We start from the raw sequence: 13,605 nt of genomic DNA, 5'->3' as shown, positions 1-13,605 counted from the left end.
TCCGCCCATTTTTTGATAAACAGCTGGACTTCTCTTCGCATGGAAGTTGTACTGATGGCAGTCAAGATTCGCCCGCAACTGCCGGGCTCCACTCGGTACCGGGCGCAGGATCATCCTGTGTCCTCAAAGTGGAAAGATCAATGACAACTTCATCAGATACAGAAATCAAAACACCGCCCGCCAAAACGGCCCGGAACAATCTCACGCGTCAGAAACAGTTGCAGAAACTGCGGTCCCGCAAGGCTGGTGCAACGATTGCGCAGATTCAGAAAGCTTTTGGCTGGCAGCCGCATTCAGCGCGCGCGGCGATTTCGATGATGCGCAAGGCGGGACATATTGTTGAGCGATCAGGATCTGACAAAGGATCGGTCTATCGGATCGTGAAGGAGGTGTGACCGCCATGGATGCTACGCGCGCGGAGAGTGACCTTGTCAAGGAATGCTATGGCATTGAACACCTGGATCGCGCTGGCTGTCTGGGCCGATGGCAGGAAATGTTTAGTCGGCCGCCGCCAAAATATCTGTCCCCGCAGTGCATGAAGAGAGTACTGATTTGGGAGCTACAGAACCGGGAACTGGGCGGGTTGTCCGTGAAAACAGAACGTCGACTGATGCAAATCGCGGCAGGGAAAACACCGCCACCTGCTCTGACGCCGGGTTCGCATCTGGTGCGGGAATGGAACGGACGTACCTATCAGGTTGAAGTGGTTGATCGCGGGTTCGTCATGGATGGCAAAACGTGGCGCTCCTTGTCGGCCATCGCAAAGCACGTTACCGGGGCACACTGGTCGGGCCCGCGTTTCTTTGGGATTCAGTGATGCGACGTATCCGCTGTGCCATTTATACGAGGAAAAGTTCAGAAGAGGGGCTGGAGCAGGATTTCAACTCACTCGATGCCCAGCGGGAAGCTTGTGAAGCATATATTGCCAGCCAGAAGCACGAGGGATGGGAGTTACTGTCGGATCACTACGACGATGGCGGTATCTCGGGCGGCCATCTTGACCGCCCGGCGTTGCAGCGGCTGATGCAGGCCGTCGACGAGAAACGCGTGGATCAGATCGTTGTCTACAAGATCGACCGGCTCACACGCTCGCTCGCGGACTTCGCCAAGCTGGTCGATCGTCTTGATGCGGCGGACGCATCGTTTGTGTCCGTTACCCAGTCCTTCAATACGTCTACCAGCATGGGGCGCCTGACCCTCAATGTGTTGCTCAGCTTCGCTCAATTCGAACGGGAAGTGACCGCTGAACGTATCCGGGATAAAATTGCAGCCTCAAAACGCAAGGGTCTGTGGATGGGCGGGAATGTTCCGCTTGGGTACCAGGCAGATGGCCGGACGCTTAAAATCGTTGAAGAAGAAGCTGAGACCATCAGGACACTCTTCAATCTTTATCTGGAGCATCAGTCCGTTCTTGATGTGAAAGAACAGGCGCAAGCACTGGGGTTGCGTTCCCGTAGACGGGAACACCCGGGTGGGCGCGTGACGGGCGGGACGTTCTTCGATCGCGGGCACATCCATCATCTTCTCAGCAATCCTATCTATGCCGGCCGCATCCGACACAAGGGCCAGGTTTATGAGGGGCAGCACCCTGCCATCATCGACCCGACAGTGTGGAGTCAGGTGCAACATCTATTGACGGATGGCGCGGCAAGGGAGCGTGGAGTAAAGCAGAAGGCAAAGCGATCAGAGCTGGCCGGAAAGCTCTTTGATGAGACCGGAGATCGGCTGACGCCGAGCCATAGTCGCAAGAACGGGAAGCGTTTGCGTTACTACATCTCAGGACGTCTGGTGACTGACCGTAGCCAAAAGCATCCGGATGCGTGGCGGCTGCCTGCGGAACAGCTTGAGAACCTCCTGGCCGAAGTGGTCAGCCAACATCTGAGCCGACCGAACGCTATGACTTCAATGGTACGGGATATGTCGGCAGCCGAAATTGCTTCGGCAACGGAGCTTCTCAGGGATTGCCAGTCCATCAGGAAATGCCTCGGCCTGATTGCGCGGGCAGATCTGAGACAGGGGTCCTTGGCCGTGCAACTGGATCCCCGGGCACTCGCCCGAACGATGGAGTGCAGGGCGGATCAGGTCGATGCCAAAGAACTAGCGATCGAAGCGCCATTCCGGATGCGCCGCAGAGGTGTGGAGCTGAAACTGCACCTAGGCGATGCACCCCCTGAGATCGATCAGACACTTGTCCGCAACATCATCAAGGCGCGCCAATGGTTGGCGATGATTATTGATGGCAGAACGTTCTCAGAAATTGCTGAATCGGAAGGTACCTCCAAACGCCGGGTGCAGGATGTGGTCGATCTTGCAATGCTGGCGCCTTATATTCTGGATGCCATCGCTGCAGGCGAACATCCTGACGGCCTGACCACGGATTACCTGATCAAGTCAAGCTTCCCGGCGATCTGGGCAGATCAGCACAGGCAGTTCGCTGCGCTCTGATCTACAGACCCTCTCACATTCACCAAACTCGTACCGTCGGAATCGTGAACTGAGACTGCGGCCGAAAATCGACCATTGTTGCGCTCACGCTCTGGTCTCAGCTTAAAACACCAAGAGCTAAGATACTGAAAACGCACTATAAACGGCGGCTAAACATTCACTATGTGATTTTATGGAAAATCATGGCTGGGGTGGTAGGATTCGAACCTACGATACACAGTACCAAAAACTGCTGCCTTACCACTTGGCTACACCCCAACGGTGAGCGGCTATTTACGCCGGTTGCGCGGGGGGTTCAAGGGTGCATTTTCAATTTTTTGGGCCTTCCGCGCCGGATATTTTTGAGGCTGCGCGCATCGAAATCTCGAAGCTCTGACACGCCTCATCGACAAGCAGATCGCATGAGGCACAAAGGAGCCAGCCAACACTTGGGAAAGCCCGACCGCAAAGGTAATGTTGGCAGGTTTATTCGCGAATCTCTTCCGGGCCCACACCCCAGAGGACCGTTTTTGGTACCCATCCCCGGTACCCCCCGGCCGAGATTTTGCACCACTGCCGGGAGCATTCGCCAAGGCGCGCCACCACACCGGTTTCGAAATGAGCGCTGATCTGGGATTCTGGGTCAGGACGGGAATAGACCGGGGTCATCTCCTTCTCAACCAGCACGGTCCGCACCCCCGAAAGCAGCGCATAATGCACCCAGCCCCCTGCCCCGTCGCGATCCTGGACGCGGCGCCAGTGGCCATGCTCCGCGGTGATCTGCAGCGGCATGTCGCGGCGCTTGAACACCCAGTCGATCCGGTGGGTCAGCGACGGCCCACGGCGCACATTGCCCTCATTGGCCTTCATCGAGACGAACCGGGGCAGAGGCAGGTTGGTCACCGCGCCGCGCTTTGGCTCGGCAAGGGCCATGCCACCTGCGCAAAGTGTTGCAAGTGCCGCAAGCGCCAGAACGGCACGCCTTGATCCCTTGAAAACTGTCACTGCCTGCCTGCCCGAAATACCAACCGCTCACTCGAAAAAGGCTGCGTCATCGCGCATCGGGTTCTTGTGCCCCGCCTGATCCTGCGCCACGATGGCATGGCGCGGACCTGATTGAAAAGTGCCAGGAGGTGTTCGGTGGCAAGAGATCGTCTGAGTGTTGTCGTTACGCGACGGTTGCCCGATGTTGTCGAGACCAGATTATGCGAGCTTTTCGATGTGCGCCTGCGCGAGGATGACACGCCGATGGATCGCACGGAAATGGTCGCGGCGGTGGAAAACGCCGATGTCCTGATCCCCACCGTGACCGACAAGATCGATGCCGGGCTATTGGGACAGGCGGGCGAAAAGCTGCGCCTGATCGCCAACTACGGTGCCGGTGTGGATCATATTGATGTCCAAACCGCGCGGCAGCGGGGCATTCACGTCTCAAACACGCCGGGTGTTCTGACCGATGACACTGCTGATATCGCCATGGCCCTGATGCTGGCGGTGACGCGCCGCATTCCCGAAGGCTGGAACAGGATGCAACAGGGCGAGTGGACCGGCTGGGCGCCAACTGCAATGCTGGGCGGGCGGATCAGCGGCAAGCGTCTGGGCATCCTCGGCATGGGGCGTATCGGACAGGCCGTGGCAAAGCGCGCGACAGCTTTTGGCATGCAGGTTCATTACCACAACCGGCGCAGGCTGCATGCTGATATCGAGCAGGCCTATGAGGCTAGCTATTGGGAAAGCCTCGATCAGATGGTGGCGCGGATGGATGTCATCTCTGTCAATTGCCCTGCGACGCCATCAACCTTTCACTTGCTGAACGCCCGCCGCCTCAAGTTGATGAAGCCCGGCGCGGTGGTCGTGAACACGTCGCGCGGCGAGGTGATCGATGAAAACGCCCTGACCCGGATGCTGCGTGCCGGCGAGATCGTCGGCGCGGGGCTCGATGTCTATGAACATGGCTCGGAGGTGAACCCGCGCCTGCGCAAACTGCCCAATGTGGTGCTGCTACCCCATATGGGCTCGGCCACGCTGGAAGGGCGGATCGAGATGGGCGAGAAGGTCATTATCAACATCAAGACCTATGAGGATGGCCACCGCCCGCCTGATCTGGTCATCCCCTCGATGATCTGACGCATCCATGACCCCAAGGACACCTGCCACATGACCGAGGCCACCCTGTTGCCGCGAAACGAAGACGGGATCGAAACGGTGATCGGCGTGCTCAGGCAGCGCTTTGGCGAACGCCTGCAAACCGGCGCCTCCATGCGCGAACAGCATGGCCACACCACCACCTGGATCGAGAATCAGTCACCTGACGCGGTGGTCTTTCCCCACAGCACCGAAGAGGTGGCCGATGTGGTGCGCGCCTGCGCGGCACATAAAGTTCCGGTCATCGCCTTTGGCACCGGCACCTCGCTGGAGGGGCATGTGAACGCACCCGGCGGGGGTATCTCGGTCGATCTGAGCCAGATGGACAAGGTGCTGGCGGTCCATGCCCAAGACCTCGATTGCGTCGTACAGCCCGGCGTCACCCGCGCCGATCTGAATACCTATCTGCGCGATCAGGGCCTGTTCTTTCCGATTGACCCCGGTGCCAATGCCTCGCTCGGCGGGATGGCCGCGACGCGGGCCTCAGGCACCAACGCGGTGCGCTATGGCACGATGAAGGACAATGTCCTGGCGCTGGAGGCGGTGATGGCTGATGGACGGGTGATCCGCACGGCGCAGCGCGCCAGAAAGACATCAGCCGGGTACGATCTGACGCGGCTGCTGATCGGGTCAGAAGGCACGCTGGGCCTGATTACCGAAATCACCCTGCGTCTGCAGGGTATCCCCGAAGCGATCAGCTCGGCACGTTGTTCCTTTCCCAGCGTTGATGCCGCCTGCCGCGCGGTCATCATGACGATCCAGTACGGCGTGCCGGTGGCGCGGATCGAACTGCTGGATGAACAGAGTGTGCGAGCCGCCAATGCCTATTCACAGCTGACCTTGCCGGAAACGCCACTATTGCTGTTGGAGTTTCACGGCTCCGAGACTGGTGTGCTCGAGCAGGCCGAGACATTCCGCGAGATCGCCGAGGAGTTCGGAGGCACCGGCTTTGCCGCCACAACCTCGACCGAGGAACGCAACAAGCTGTGGCAGGCGCGTCACGACATGTATTGGGCCACGCTGCAACTGCGCCCCGGCGCGCGCGGCATCTCGACCGATATCTGCGTCCCGATCTCGCGACTGGCCGAAGCCGTTACCGCCGCGCAGGACAAGGCGGCAGAGCTGGGGCTGCTGGCCCCCATTGTCGGCCATGTAGGCGACGGAAACTTTCACACGCTGATCCTTATCGATATGGATAGTGAAGTTGAGGTTGCAAATGCCCGGCAATTCGTGAGCTGGCTGAACGATCTGGCGATCTCGATGGATGGCACCTGCACGGGCGAGCATGGGATCGGACAGGGAAAACGGCCCTATCTGGTCAAGGAACTGGGCGAAGCCACCGATGTCATGGCCACGATCAAGCAGGCGCTCGATCCCGACAATATCCTGAATCCGGGAAAAATCCTGCCCGGCTGACATTTTCTCATTTGTGTCGCGACCGCGCCCTCAAATCGTCCAAAAACAAGGGTCTTGATTGCCAGGTGTTTTCGAAAAAGGTGCATCGAGATGAGCGCAATGTCTTTGGCAGGATTTCTGGCAGCGGGTGTCATCGCCGTTGCGGGCGTTGATTACCACGGCCAATCAAAAGAGGTCGATGGCGTTCTGACGGCGCGCCAATACGTCGACACGATCCAGGCCCGGGTTCTGGGCACGCAGGCCGATGATGAAGCGGCTCAGCCCTATCACGGGGCGCAAGCAGGCCCGGAGGCAGAGTTTGATGCCCCCCAGCCCGGCCAGAGCAAGGAATTGAGTCAAGGTGCTATGGCCTCCGAGGCGGAAGCCGCCGCTGACCGCTCCAAGGATGCGCAAGCGCCACTCTCCAAGCCAGAAGAAGCCGACGATGCCCCGGCCATTCGCGTGACCAAGGGCGGGGCCAGTGCAAGCAGCGGCTGTTCAACCAAGGGCGCCTTCAAAAAATGCGCCCTTAGCGGCAGCTGAACAGGCCCAACAACATAACTAAAACGACTCGTTGCAGGCTGCGGGTCGTTTTTTTCATATCACTGGTCGGATGAATATCGCGTCTTTCCGCTCAATTGCGCCATATGGTGTCAACTGAATTCAAGGGGAGACGCCCGGTTATGAAAACCCAAGTCAAAGCATTGGTCGTTGGCGGCGGTGCCGTCGGAACTTCGATTGCCTATCACCTGGCCAAGGCAGGCTGGGACGATGTGATGCTGATCGAACGGGACGAGCTGACGTCCGGGTCTACCTGGCATGCAGCGGGCCTGTTGCCGCTGTTCAACATGTCCTATGCGACCACCCATATCCACAAATACTCGGTCGATTTCTATAAGACGCTTGAGGAAGAGACCGGTCTGAACGCGGGCTTTGCCGTGGTCGGCAACCTGCGCATGGCCCAGACGCAGGAGCGTATGGATGAATACATGCTCTATGCCTCCACCGCCGAGACCTGTGACGTTGCCTATGAGTGGCTGACGCCCGACCAAATCAAGGAACGCTGGCCGCTGATCGAGACCTCTGATCTGAAAGGTGCGATCTACCACACCGAGGACGGCTACATTAACCCGGCAGACGTGACACAGGCGATGGCCAAAGGTGCCCGTCAACGTGGCGTGGAGATCGTCCGCAAGATGCAGGCCGATGCCTTCCACTGGACCGGCACCCATTGGGAAGTCACCTGTACCAAGATGGTGGAAAAAGGCGGCAACCTAGTCGAGAGCGACGAGCAAGTCGTCATCACTGCCGAGCACGTTGTGACCGCATCGGGCAACCACGCGCAGCGCACCGCCAAGATGCTGGGCATCAAGATGCCCGCCATCCCGGTAGAGCACACATTCATCGTAATGGACAAAGACCCCGAGCTGGTCAAATGGCGTGAAGCAGGCAACCCCGAACACCCCGTTGTGCGTGACGCCGACAACGAATCCTATGCGCGCGAAGAACGCGGCGGCTGGATTTTGGGTATCTACGAACACGGCGCCCCGGCGCGCTTTGAACATGGCGTGCCGGACAGCTTCCGCGCTGACCTGTTCCCGCTGGATCTGGACCGGATCGCGGATCAATACATGGCGATGGCCGAACGCGTTCCGTCCTGTGCCGACTCCGGCCTGAAAGACGATTTCAACGGCCCGATCTGCTACACCCCAGACGGCAACCCGCTGGTTGGTCCGGCACCGGGCTTGCGCAACATGTGGCTGGCCGAAGGGTTCTCATTTGGTATCACCGCCGCAGGCGGCACCGGCTACTATCTGGCGCAGATGATGGTCGATGGCGAGGCCGAGATCGACATGGCTTCGCTGGACCCCAAGCGCTACAGCAGCAACTGGATGACCACCGAATTCGCGGCCCGCAAGAACGAAGAATGCTATGAGCACGTCTACATCCTGCACCACCCGGATGAAGAGCGTGAGGCCTGTCGTCCGCTGCGGACCGTTCCGGCCTATGACCGTCAGAAAGCGCGCGGCGCTCAGTTCGGCTGGGTCAACGGCTGGGAACGCCCGAACTATTTCGGCCCGCTGGATGCATCGGACAGTTTCGACAAGGAAAGCCGTTCCTTCCGCCGGGGCGGCTGGTGGCAATACGCCGTCGAAGAGGCTAAGGCGATCCGCGAAGGCGTTGGCCTGATCGACGCGTCGGCCTTTACCAAGCACGTCGTCAAAGGACCCGGTGCGACCCAGTTCCTGGACTGGTTCACATGCAACAAGCTGCCCAAGGTCGGTCGTATAAACCTGACCTACGCGCTGACCTCGCACGGCACCACCCGCACCGAATACACCATCGTCCGCAACGGCGAGAACAACTACTACATCGTCTCTGCCGGTGCCTGGACCGAGTATGACGCCGACTATCTGCGCAAGGCGGCCGAGGACAAGATGGAGGAGTTCGGCTATATCGAAATCCAGGACGTGACCACTCAGTGGGGCGTCTTCGCCATCGCCGGACCCAAGTCGCGTGACCTTCTGAAAGAGGTCATCAAGGACGCCGATCCGGAAACCGCGCTGTCCAACAAGCGCTTCCCCTGGCTGTCGGCCCGTCAGATCGAACTGGGCATGTGCCCGGTCAACGCGATCCGCGTGGCCTATACCGGTGAGCTGGGCTGGGAACTGCATCACCCGATCGAGATGCAGAACTACCTCTTCGACCTGCTGGAAAAAGTCGGCGAGAAGCATGGGTTGAAACTGGTCGGCGCGCGCGCGCAGAACTGGCTGCGGCAGGAGAAATCCTATCGCGCCTACGGCACCGAACTGGGCCGCGACGCAACTCCGCTGGAGGCTGATCTGCCGCGCTTTGTCGATCTCTCCAAGGATTTCTACGGCAAAGCCAAGCTGGAAGAGACTGGCGTGCGCGCAAAATGCTGCACTCTGCTGATCGACGGGCCGGAGGATGCCGACCCGTGGGGCCGCGAGGCGCTCTATACGCCGGAGGGCACGCGTGTTGGTCGCCTGACCTCGGGCGGCTACTCGGTTGCGTTCGAGAAATCCATCGGTATGGGTTATGTGAAACCCGAACTGGCGGTCGAGGGCACCAAGCTGAAGGTCAAGATGCAGGACAAGCTGTGGGATGCCATCGTGACCTGCGACAGCCCCTATGATCCGAAGAACGAAGTTATCCGCAAGGACGGCTAAGAAAAAGGCGGGGTGGTGATCCCGCCTTTTCTTTGATCTCAGGCTGCGCGCCGACGCGGGCGGCGACGTCTGTTGGCCTGTCCATTGCCACCCTTGGGGGCAACGCCTTGAGGCTTACCGCGACCCCGTCGATTGCCGCCGCCACGGTTGGGTTTAGCAGGAGCGACGGTTTCAGGCATTTCGCCGCTGGCGACCGGGATTTCGATCTTCATGACCTTCTGGATCTGCAACAACAGATCGACTTCATCGGCGGCGCAGAGCGTGATTGCCTCCCCCTCGCGACCTGCCCGTGCGGTTCGCCCGATACGGTGAACGTAATTGTCGGGCACGTTCGGCAGGTCATAGTTAATCACATAGGCCACGCCGGGAATGTCGATACCGCGCGCGGCAACATCGGTGGCGACCAGTATGGTCACCGTCCCGTCACGGAACGCCTTGATCGCGCGGTCGCGCTGACCCTGGCTTTTGTTGCCGTGGATCGAGGCGGCGTTATAGCCATCCGCAACCAGTTGCCGCGTCATCTTCTCGACGCCATGTTTGGTACGCCCAAACACCAACGTCAGAGCGTCCATGTCCTGCGACAGGATCTCGCGCAGCTTGGCGCGTTTCTGCGGCTTCTCGACGAAATGCACCGACTGGGTGATCTTGTCTGCGGCCTTGCCCGGAGGCGAGACCTGCACCCGGCGCGGGTTGTCCAGATAGGCGCGGCTCAGCTCTTCCATCTGTTTCGGCATGGTCGCCGAAAACAGCATGGTCTGGCGCGGCGTTCCCAGCGCAGGCGCAATCTTGCGCAGCGCATGGATGAACCCCATGTCCAGCATCTGGTCGGCCTCGTCCAGCACCAGGTGCCGCACGGTGCTCAGATCAACGGCGCGGCGCTCCATCAGGTCGATCAGGCGGCCCGGCGTCGCCACCAGAATATCGGTGCCGCGCGCCAAAGTGCTGATCTGGCGGTTTAGGGACTGGCCGCCAACCACGATAGTCACTCGCAACCTTGTGTCGCTGGTCAGATTGCGCAGGCTGTCGGCGATCTGGTTTACCAACTCGCGGGTCGGCGCCAAGATCAGCGCCTTGGCCGTCTTGGGGGCGGGCTTGCCCGGTGCTTCCAAAAGACGATGGATCAGCGGCAGGCCAAAGGCCAGCGTCTTGCCTGTGCCGGTCTGGGCCAGACCCAGAACGTCATGCCCCTCCAGCGCAAGCGGAATCGCTTGATCCTGGATGGGAGTGGGTTGTGAAAAACCGGACTTTTTTAGGGCGCCAGTCAACGCCGGAGCTAGGCCAAGCGTGTTAAATTCGAACAAAATGTATCTTTCCCGCCACATCTCAGGTGGCGCACGCGGATCAAGCAGAACCTCGGCCAGACGGGCGCATCCCGACCAGTCCGATCCTGCCTCGAGAACCCTGCGTGATGGGGATCAGGTGGAATATCGTGCTTTTGGCCCGGTCCTTCGGGCGCGGCCTGCTCACGCGGCAACACAACGGCGGCCCGTATGCTGCATCGCGGCGTCCTTGTCAACCCTACGCGCGCAGGCCCATCAGGCGGGCTTCTTGGCCAGCAGCGCCAGATTGTTTGCGGGCATGTCCACCGGAGCGGAGGGCACCAGCCCCGCAGCCACCATCATTCCCAGAACATCGCGATCGTTCTTGTACCCGATCGCTGGGTCCGAACTGGTCAGCGAGGCATGGAACCGCTGATCGCCCGCGCTGGTCAGAACACCGTCGCGCATGAAGGGACCATAGATCAGCAGACGACCGTGCGGGGCCAGGGCATGCGCCGCCTCATCGATCAGGCAGGCGGTCTCATCCGCGCTGACGAGATGCAGAAGGTTGATCAGCACGATCAAATCCTGCCCGGCATGTGTTTTGCCCCAGCCGGGCCGCGTGGCATCCAGATGCAGCGCGGGCAAAACATTGGTTAGCGCGCCGCAATAGGCGTCGATGCTGGCGCGGCGGTCGTCATCCACGTCGCTGGGTTGCCAATGCAGGTCGGGCATCCGGGTTGCGAAGGCGGCCATATGCTGGCCGGTGCCGCTGGCCAGTTCCAGTGCGCGGCCCGTCGAGGGCGCGATCCCAACCAACAGATCACAGATCGCGGCGCTATTGCGCTCTGCTGCAGGCGCAACCATCCGCGCGCACTGTCCCGAGGTGGCGACGCTGGCTGTCGGAGGCAGTCGGCGTGTCATCGGCGCAGCCTCCCGGGGCTGAGTGCGGCCACCATCTCAGGGTCCAACTCAGGCTGCGCACCAGCCACGAGATCAGCCAGCAGGCGTGCGGCGGCAGGCGCGGTCTGAAACCCGTAGCCCCCCTGCCCTGCGCACCAGATGAAACCCGCGACATCCGGGTCCGGCCCAAGCACCAGCACCCGGTCAGCGACAAAACTGCGCAGGCCCGCCCAGTTGATTTCGACGCGCGTGACCTCTTCGGTGACCATCTCTTGGTATCGTGCGATCCCTTCGGCCAGAATCATGTCGTCAGCATAGGCATCCTGCGGCGCGACGGGCTCGGCATCGGCCGGTGAGATCAGCAACTTCCCGGCATCCGGCTTGGCATACCAGCTCTCGCCCGCGCCCATCAGCATCGGCCAGCCCCGCACATCCTGACCGCCTGGCGCCGGAATACGCGCCATGGACCGGCGATGCGGGACCAGCCCGATAGGGTCGACCCCCGCCATTGTAGCGATCTCATCCGCCCAGGCCCCTGTCGCGTTGACGATCACACGCGCCTCATAGACCTCACCAGCCGTAACCCGCCACGGGCCTTGCCCCGCGATGCCGCTCACCTGCGCGCCGGTGACAACCTGACCGCCATTGGCCCGGATACACTTGACAAAATCCTGCAGCATGCGGTCTGTATCGATATCCTCCGCCGTGTCGTGATGGGCCGCAAAGACCAGGACCGAGGGGTTCAGGATCGGCACCCGCTCCATCGCCTGCACCACCGGAATGGGGCGCAATGCAAGATCCACGACATCGGCGTCGAACTGGGCTTTCTGATCCGCCCGCGCGACCAGCATCAGACCGCGCGGGGTCAGATAGCCGCCGTTTTCGAACCTGTGATAGGCGTCACTCGCCCGGCTGAGCGCCTTGATCGGGGCGGCCCCGTAATTCGGCTCAAACATCGCGGCTGACCGGCCCGAGGCGTGGTAGCACAGTGCGTTTTCGGCCTCCAGCAGCAGCACACTGCCCTGTTCGGACAATGCTGCGCCCGCGCTCAACCCCGCGACACCGCCGCCGATGATCACAAAATCGAACAACTGAAACGCTCCTTACCTGATCCGCGAGGCCCGAGGGCCATGATCTGAGGCGACCCTGACATCGCCGTGGTGAAATGAAAAGACGGCGCAGTGGTCGAGCGGGCAGGTCAAGACAATTGGGCCCGCAAGGCATGCGCCTGCGGGCCGGTAAAATGCGGTCAGAGAGCAGATCAGGCAGCGGCGATCTGGCGGGCTTTTTCCACCATGACCTCGGCTTGCCGGATCGAGGCATAGTCGATCAAACGGCCATCCAGCGACACTGCGCCCTTGCCTGCGCTTTCGGCATCCGCCATCGCAACCAAAATACGCTGCGCCTTGGTGACCTCAGCCTCGCTTGGTGACATGACCTCATTGGCCAATGCGATCTGGCTGGGGTGAATGGCCCATTTGCCTTCGCAGCCCAGCACCGCCGCCCGCTTGGCAGCGGCGCGATAGCCGTCGGGGTCCTGAAAATCACCGAAGGGACCGTCGATGGGGCGCAACCCGTTGGCCCGCGCCGCAACCACCATGCGCGCCAGCGCATAATGCCACATATCGCCCCAATGGGTGTCGCGACCACCATCGGCGGCAGCATCGGTCAGGACCGAATAATCCGGGTTCACCCCGCCAATGATCGTTGTACGCGCCCGGGTCGAAGCGGCGTAATCCGCCACCCCGAAATGCAGGCTTTCATTGCGCTTGGAGGCTTGCGCGATCTCATGCACATTCTGCATCCCCAATGCGGTTTCGATGATATGTTCGAAGCCGATCCGCTTTTTCAGACCCTTGGCATCTTCGATCTGGGTCACCAGCATATCGACCGCATAGACATCAGCAGCGGTCCCCACTTTGGGGATCATGATCAGATCCAGCCGCTCACCCGCCTGCTCGACCACATCGACCACATCGCGATACATGTAGTGGGTGTCCAACCCGTTGATGCGCACCGACATTGTCTTGTCGCCCCAGTCGATCTCGTTGAGGGCCTGAATGATGTTCTTGCGCGCTTGTTCCTTTTCGTCCGGCGCAACGGCGTCTTCGAGGTCGAGGAAGATGACATCAACGTCAGACTGCGCGGCCTTTTCAAACATGGCCGGTTGGCTGCCGGGCACGGCCAACTCACTGCGATTGAGTCGTGCGGGGGCTTGTTCGATGGGATGAAAGCTCATGGTTTGGTGGTCCTTCGTCTTAGAGGTTTTGATATATAGGGAATTTGCT

General features: G+C 60.5%; 12 protein-coding genes and 1 tRNA gene. 7 read left to right on the top strand and 6 right to left on the bottom strand.

Annotation, left to right across the window (positions count from 1 at the left end; genetic code table 11):
* Window positions 1–140 precede the first annotated feature (140 nt).
* Genes Q5Y75_RS26795 through Q5Y75_RS26785 form a run of 3 tightly spaced genes read left to right on the top strand, consistent with a single transcriptional unit; the run spans window position 141 to window position 2,445 of the window.
* On the top strand, window positions 141–395 hold the full coding sequence (locus Q5Y75_RS26795; protein WP_306203313.1) for a DUF3489 domain-containing protein: 255 nt from the start codon (window positions 141–143) through the stop codon (window positions 393–395).
* A 5-nt stretch (window positions 396–400) separates the two neighbouring features.
* Window positions 401–817, top strand: coding sequence for a DUF2924 domain-containing protein (locus Q5Y75_RS26790; RefSeq protein ID WP_306203312.1), 417 nt, complete (start codon window positions 401–403; stop codon window positions 815–817).
* Window positions 817–2,445, top strand: a complete 1,629-nt coding sequence (locus Q5Y75_RS26785; protein ID WP_306203311.1) for a recombinase family protein — start codon at window positions 817–819, stop codon at window positions 2,443–2,445. The genes Q5Y75_RS26790 and Q5Y75_RS26785 overlap by 1 nt, the downstream gene beginning before the upstream one ends.
* 183 nt (window positions 2,446–2,628) lie before the next feature.
* On the opposite strand, the gene Q5Y75_RS26780 is transcribed toward Q5Y75_RS26785, so the two are convergent.
* Window positions 2,629–2,703: transfer RNA gene (locus tag Q5Y75_RS26780), tRNA-Gln, on the bottom strand.
* 207 nt (window positions 2,704–2,910) lie between these two features.
* Window positions 2,911–3,357 carry an SH3 domain-containing protein gene (locus tag Q5Y75_RS26775; RefSeq protein ID WP_306203334.1) on the bottom strand — a complete coding sequence of 149 codons (447 nt, stop codon included), beginning with the start codon at window positions 3,355–3,357 and terminating at the stop codon, window positions 2,911–2,913.
* 207 nt (window positions 3,358–3,564) lie between these two features.
* Between Q5Y75_RS26775 and Q5Y75_RS26770 the strand changes: the two genes are divergently transcribed.
* The 4 genes from Q5Y75_RS26770 (at window position 3,565) to Q5Y75_RS26755 (ending at window position 9,155) form a co-directional block, all read left to right on the top strand.
* Window positions 3,565–4,551, top strand: coding sequence for a 2-hydroxyacid dehydrogenase (locus tag Q5Y75_RS26770; protein ID WP_306203310.1), 987 nt, complete (start codon window positions 3,565–3,567; stop codon window positions 4,549–4,551).
* Window positions 4,552–4,581: 30 nt separating this feature from the next.
* Window positions 4,582–5,985 carry an FAD-binding oxidoreductase gene (locus tag Q5Y75_RS26765; protein ID WP_306203308.1) on the top strand — a complete coding sequence of 468 codons (1,404 nt, stop codon included), beginning with the start codon at window positions 4,582–4,584 and terminating at the stop codon, window positions 5,983–5,985.
* 90 nt (window positions 5,986–6,075) lie between these two features.
* The gene (locus Q5Y75_RS26760) at window positions 6,076–6,507 is read left to right on the top strand and encodes a hypothetical protein (RefSeq protein WP_306203307.1); all 432 of its coding nucleotides are present in this window, start codon (window positions 6,076–6,078) and stop codon (window positions 6,505–6,507) included.
* Between the two features lie 140 nt (window positions 6,508–6,647).
* The gene (locus Q5Y75_RS26755; protein ID WP_306203306.1) at window positions 6,648–9,155 is read left to right on the top strand and encodes a GcvT family protein; all 2,508 of its coding nucleotides are present in this window, start codon (window positions 6,648–6,650) and stop codon (window positions 9,153–9,155) included.
* 38 nt (window positions 9,156–9,193) lie between these two features.
* Here Q5Y75_RS26755 and Q5Y75_RS26750 read toward each other — a convergent pair whose 3' ends face one another.
* The 4 genes from Q5Y75_RS26750 to Q5Y75_RS26735 form a co-directional block, all read right to left on the bottom strand.
* A complete protein-coding gene (locus Q5Y75_RS26750) occupies window positions 9,194–10,456 on the bottom strand; it encodes a DEAD/DEAH box helicase (protein ID WP_306203305.1) in 1,263 nt (420 codons plus the stop codon).
* Between the two features lie 234 nt (window positions 10,457–10,690).
* Window positions 10,691–11,338 (bottom strand): DUF938 domain-containing protein, encoded by a 648-nt coding sequence (locus Q5Y75_RS26745; RefSeq protein ID WP_306203303.1) that lies wholly within the window; start codon window positions 11,336–11,338, stop codon window positions 10,691–10,693.
* On the bottom strand, window positions 11,335–12,408 hold the full coding sequence (locus Q5Y75_RS26740) for an NAD(P)/FAD-dependent oxidoreductase (protein WP_306203302.1): 1,074 nt from the start codon (window positions 12,406–12,408) through the stop codon (window positions 11,335–11,337). The genes Q5Y75_RS26745 and Q5Y75_RS26740 overlap by 4 nt, the downstream gene beginning before the upstream one ends.
* A 170-nt stretch (window positions 12,409–12,578) precedes the next feature.
* Window positions 12,579–13,556: an HpcH/HpaI aldolase/citrate lyase family protein gene (locus Q5Y75_RS26735; protein WP_306203301.1), complete on the bottom strand. Its 978-nt coding sequence runs from the start codon at window positions 13,554–13,556 to the stop codon at window positions 12,579–12,581.
* Window positions 13,557–13,605: the final 49 nt, after the last annotated feature.

Origin of the sequence: Ruegeria discodermiae, assembly GCF_030758345.1 — a bacterium.
Taxonomy (GTDB): domain Bacteria; phylum Pseudomonadota; class Alphaproteobacteria; order Rhodobacterales; family Rhodobacteraceae; genus Ruegeria_C.
The sequence above is the reverse complement of the archived record's forward strand: the minus strand, read 5'-3'. Positions and strand labels throughout refer to the sequence as shown.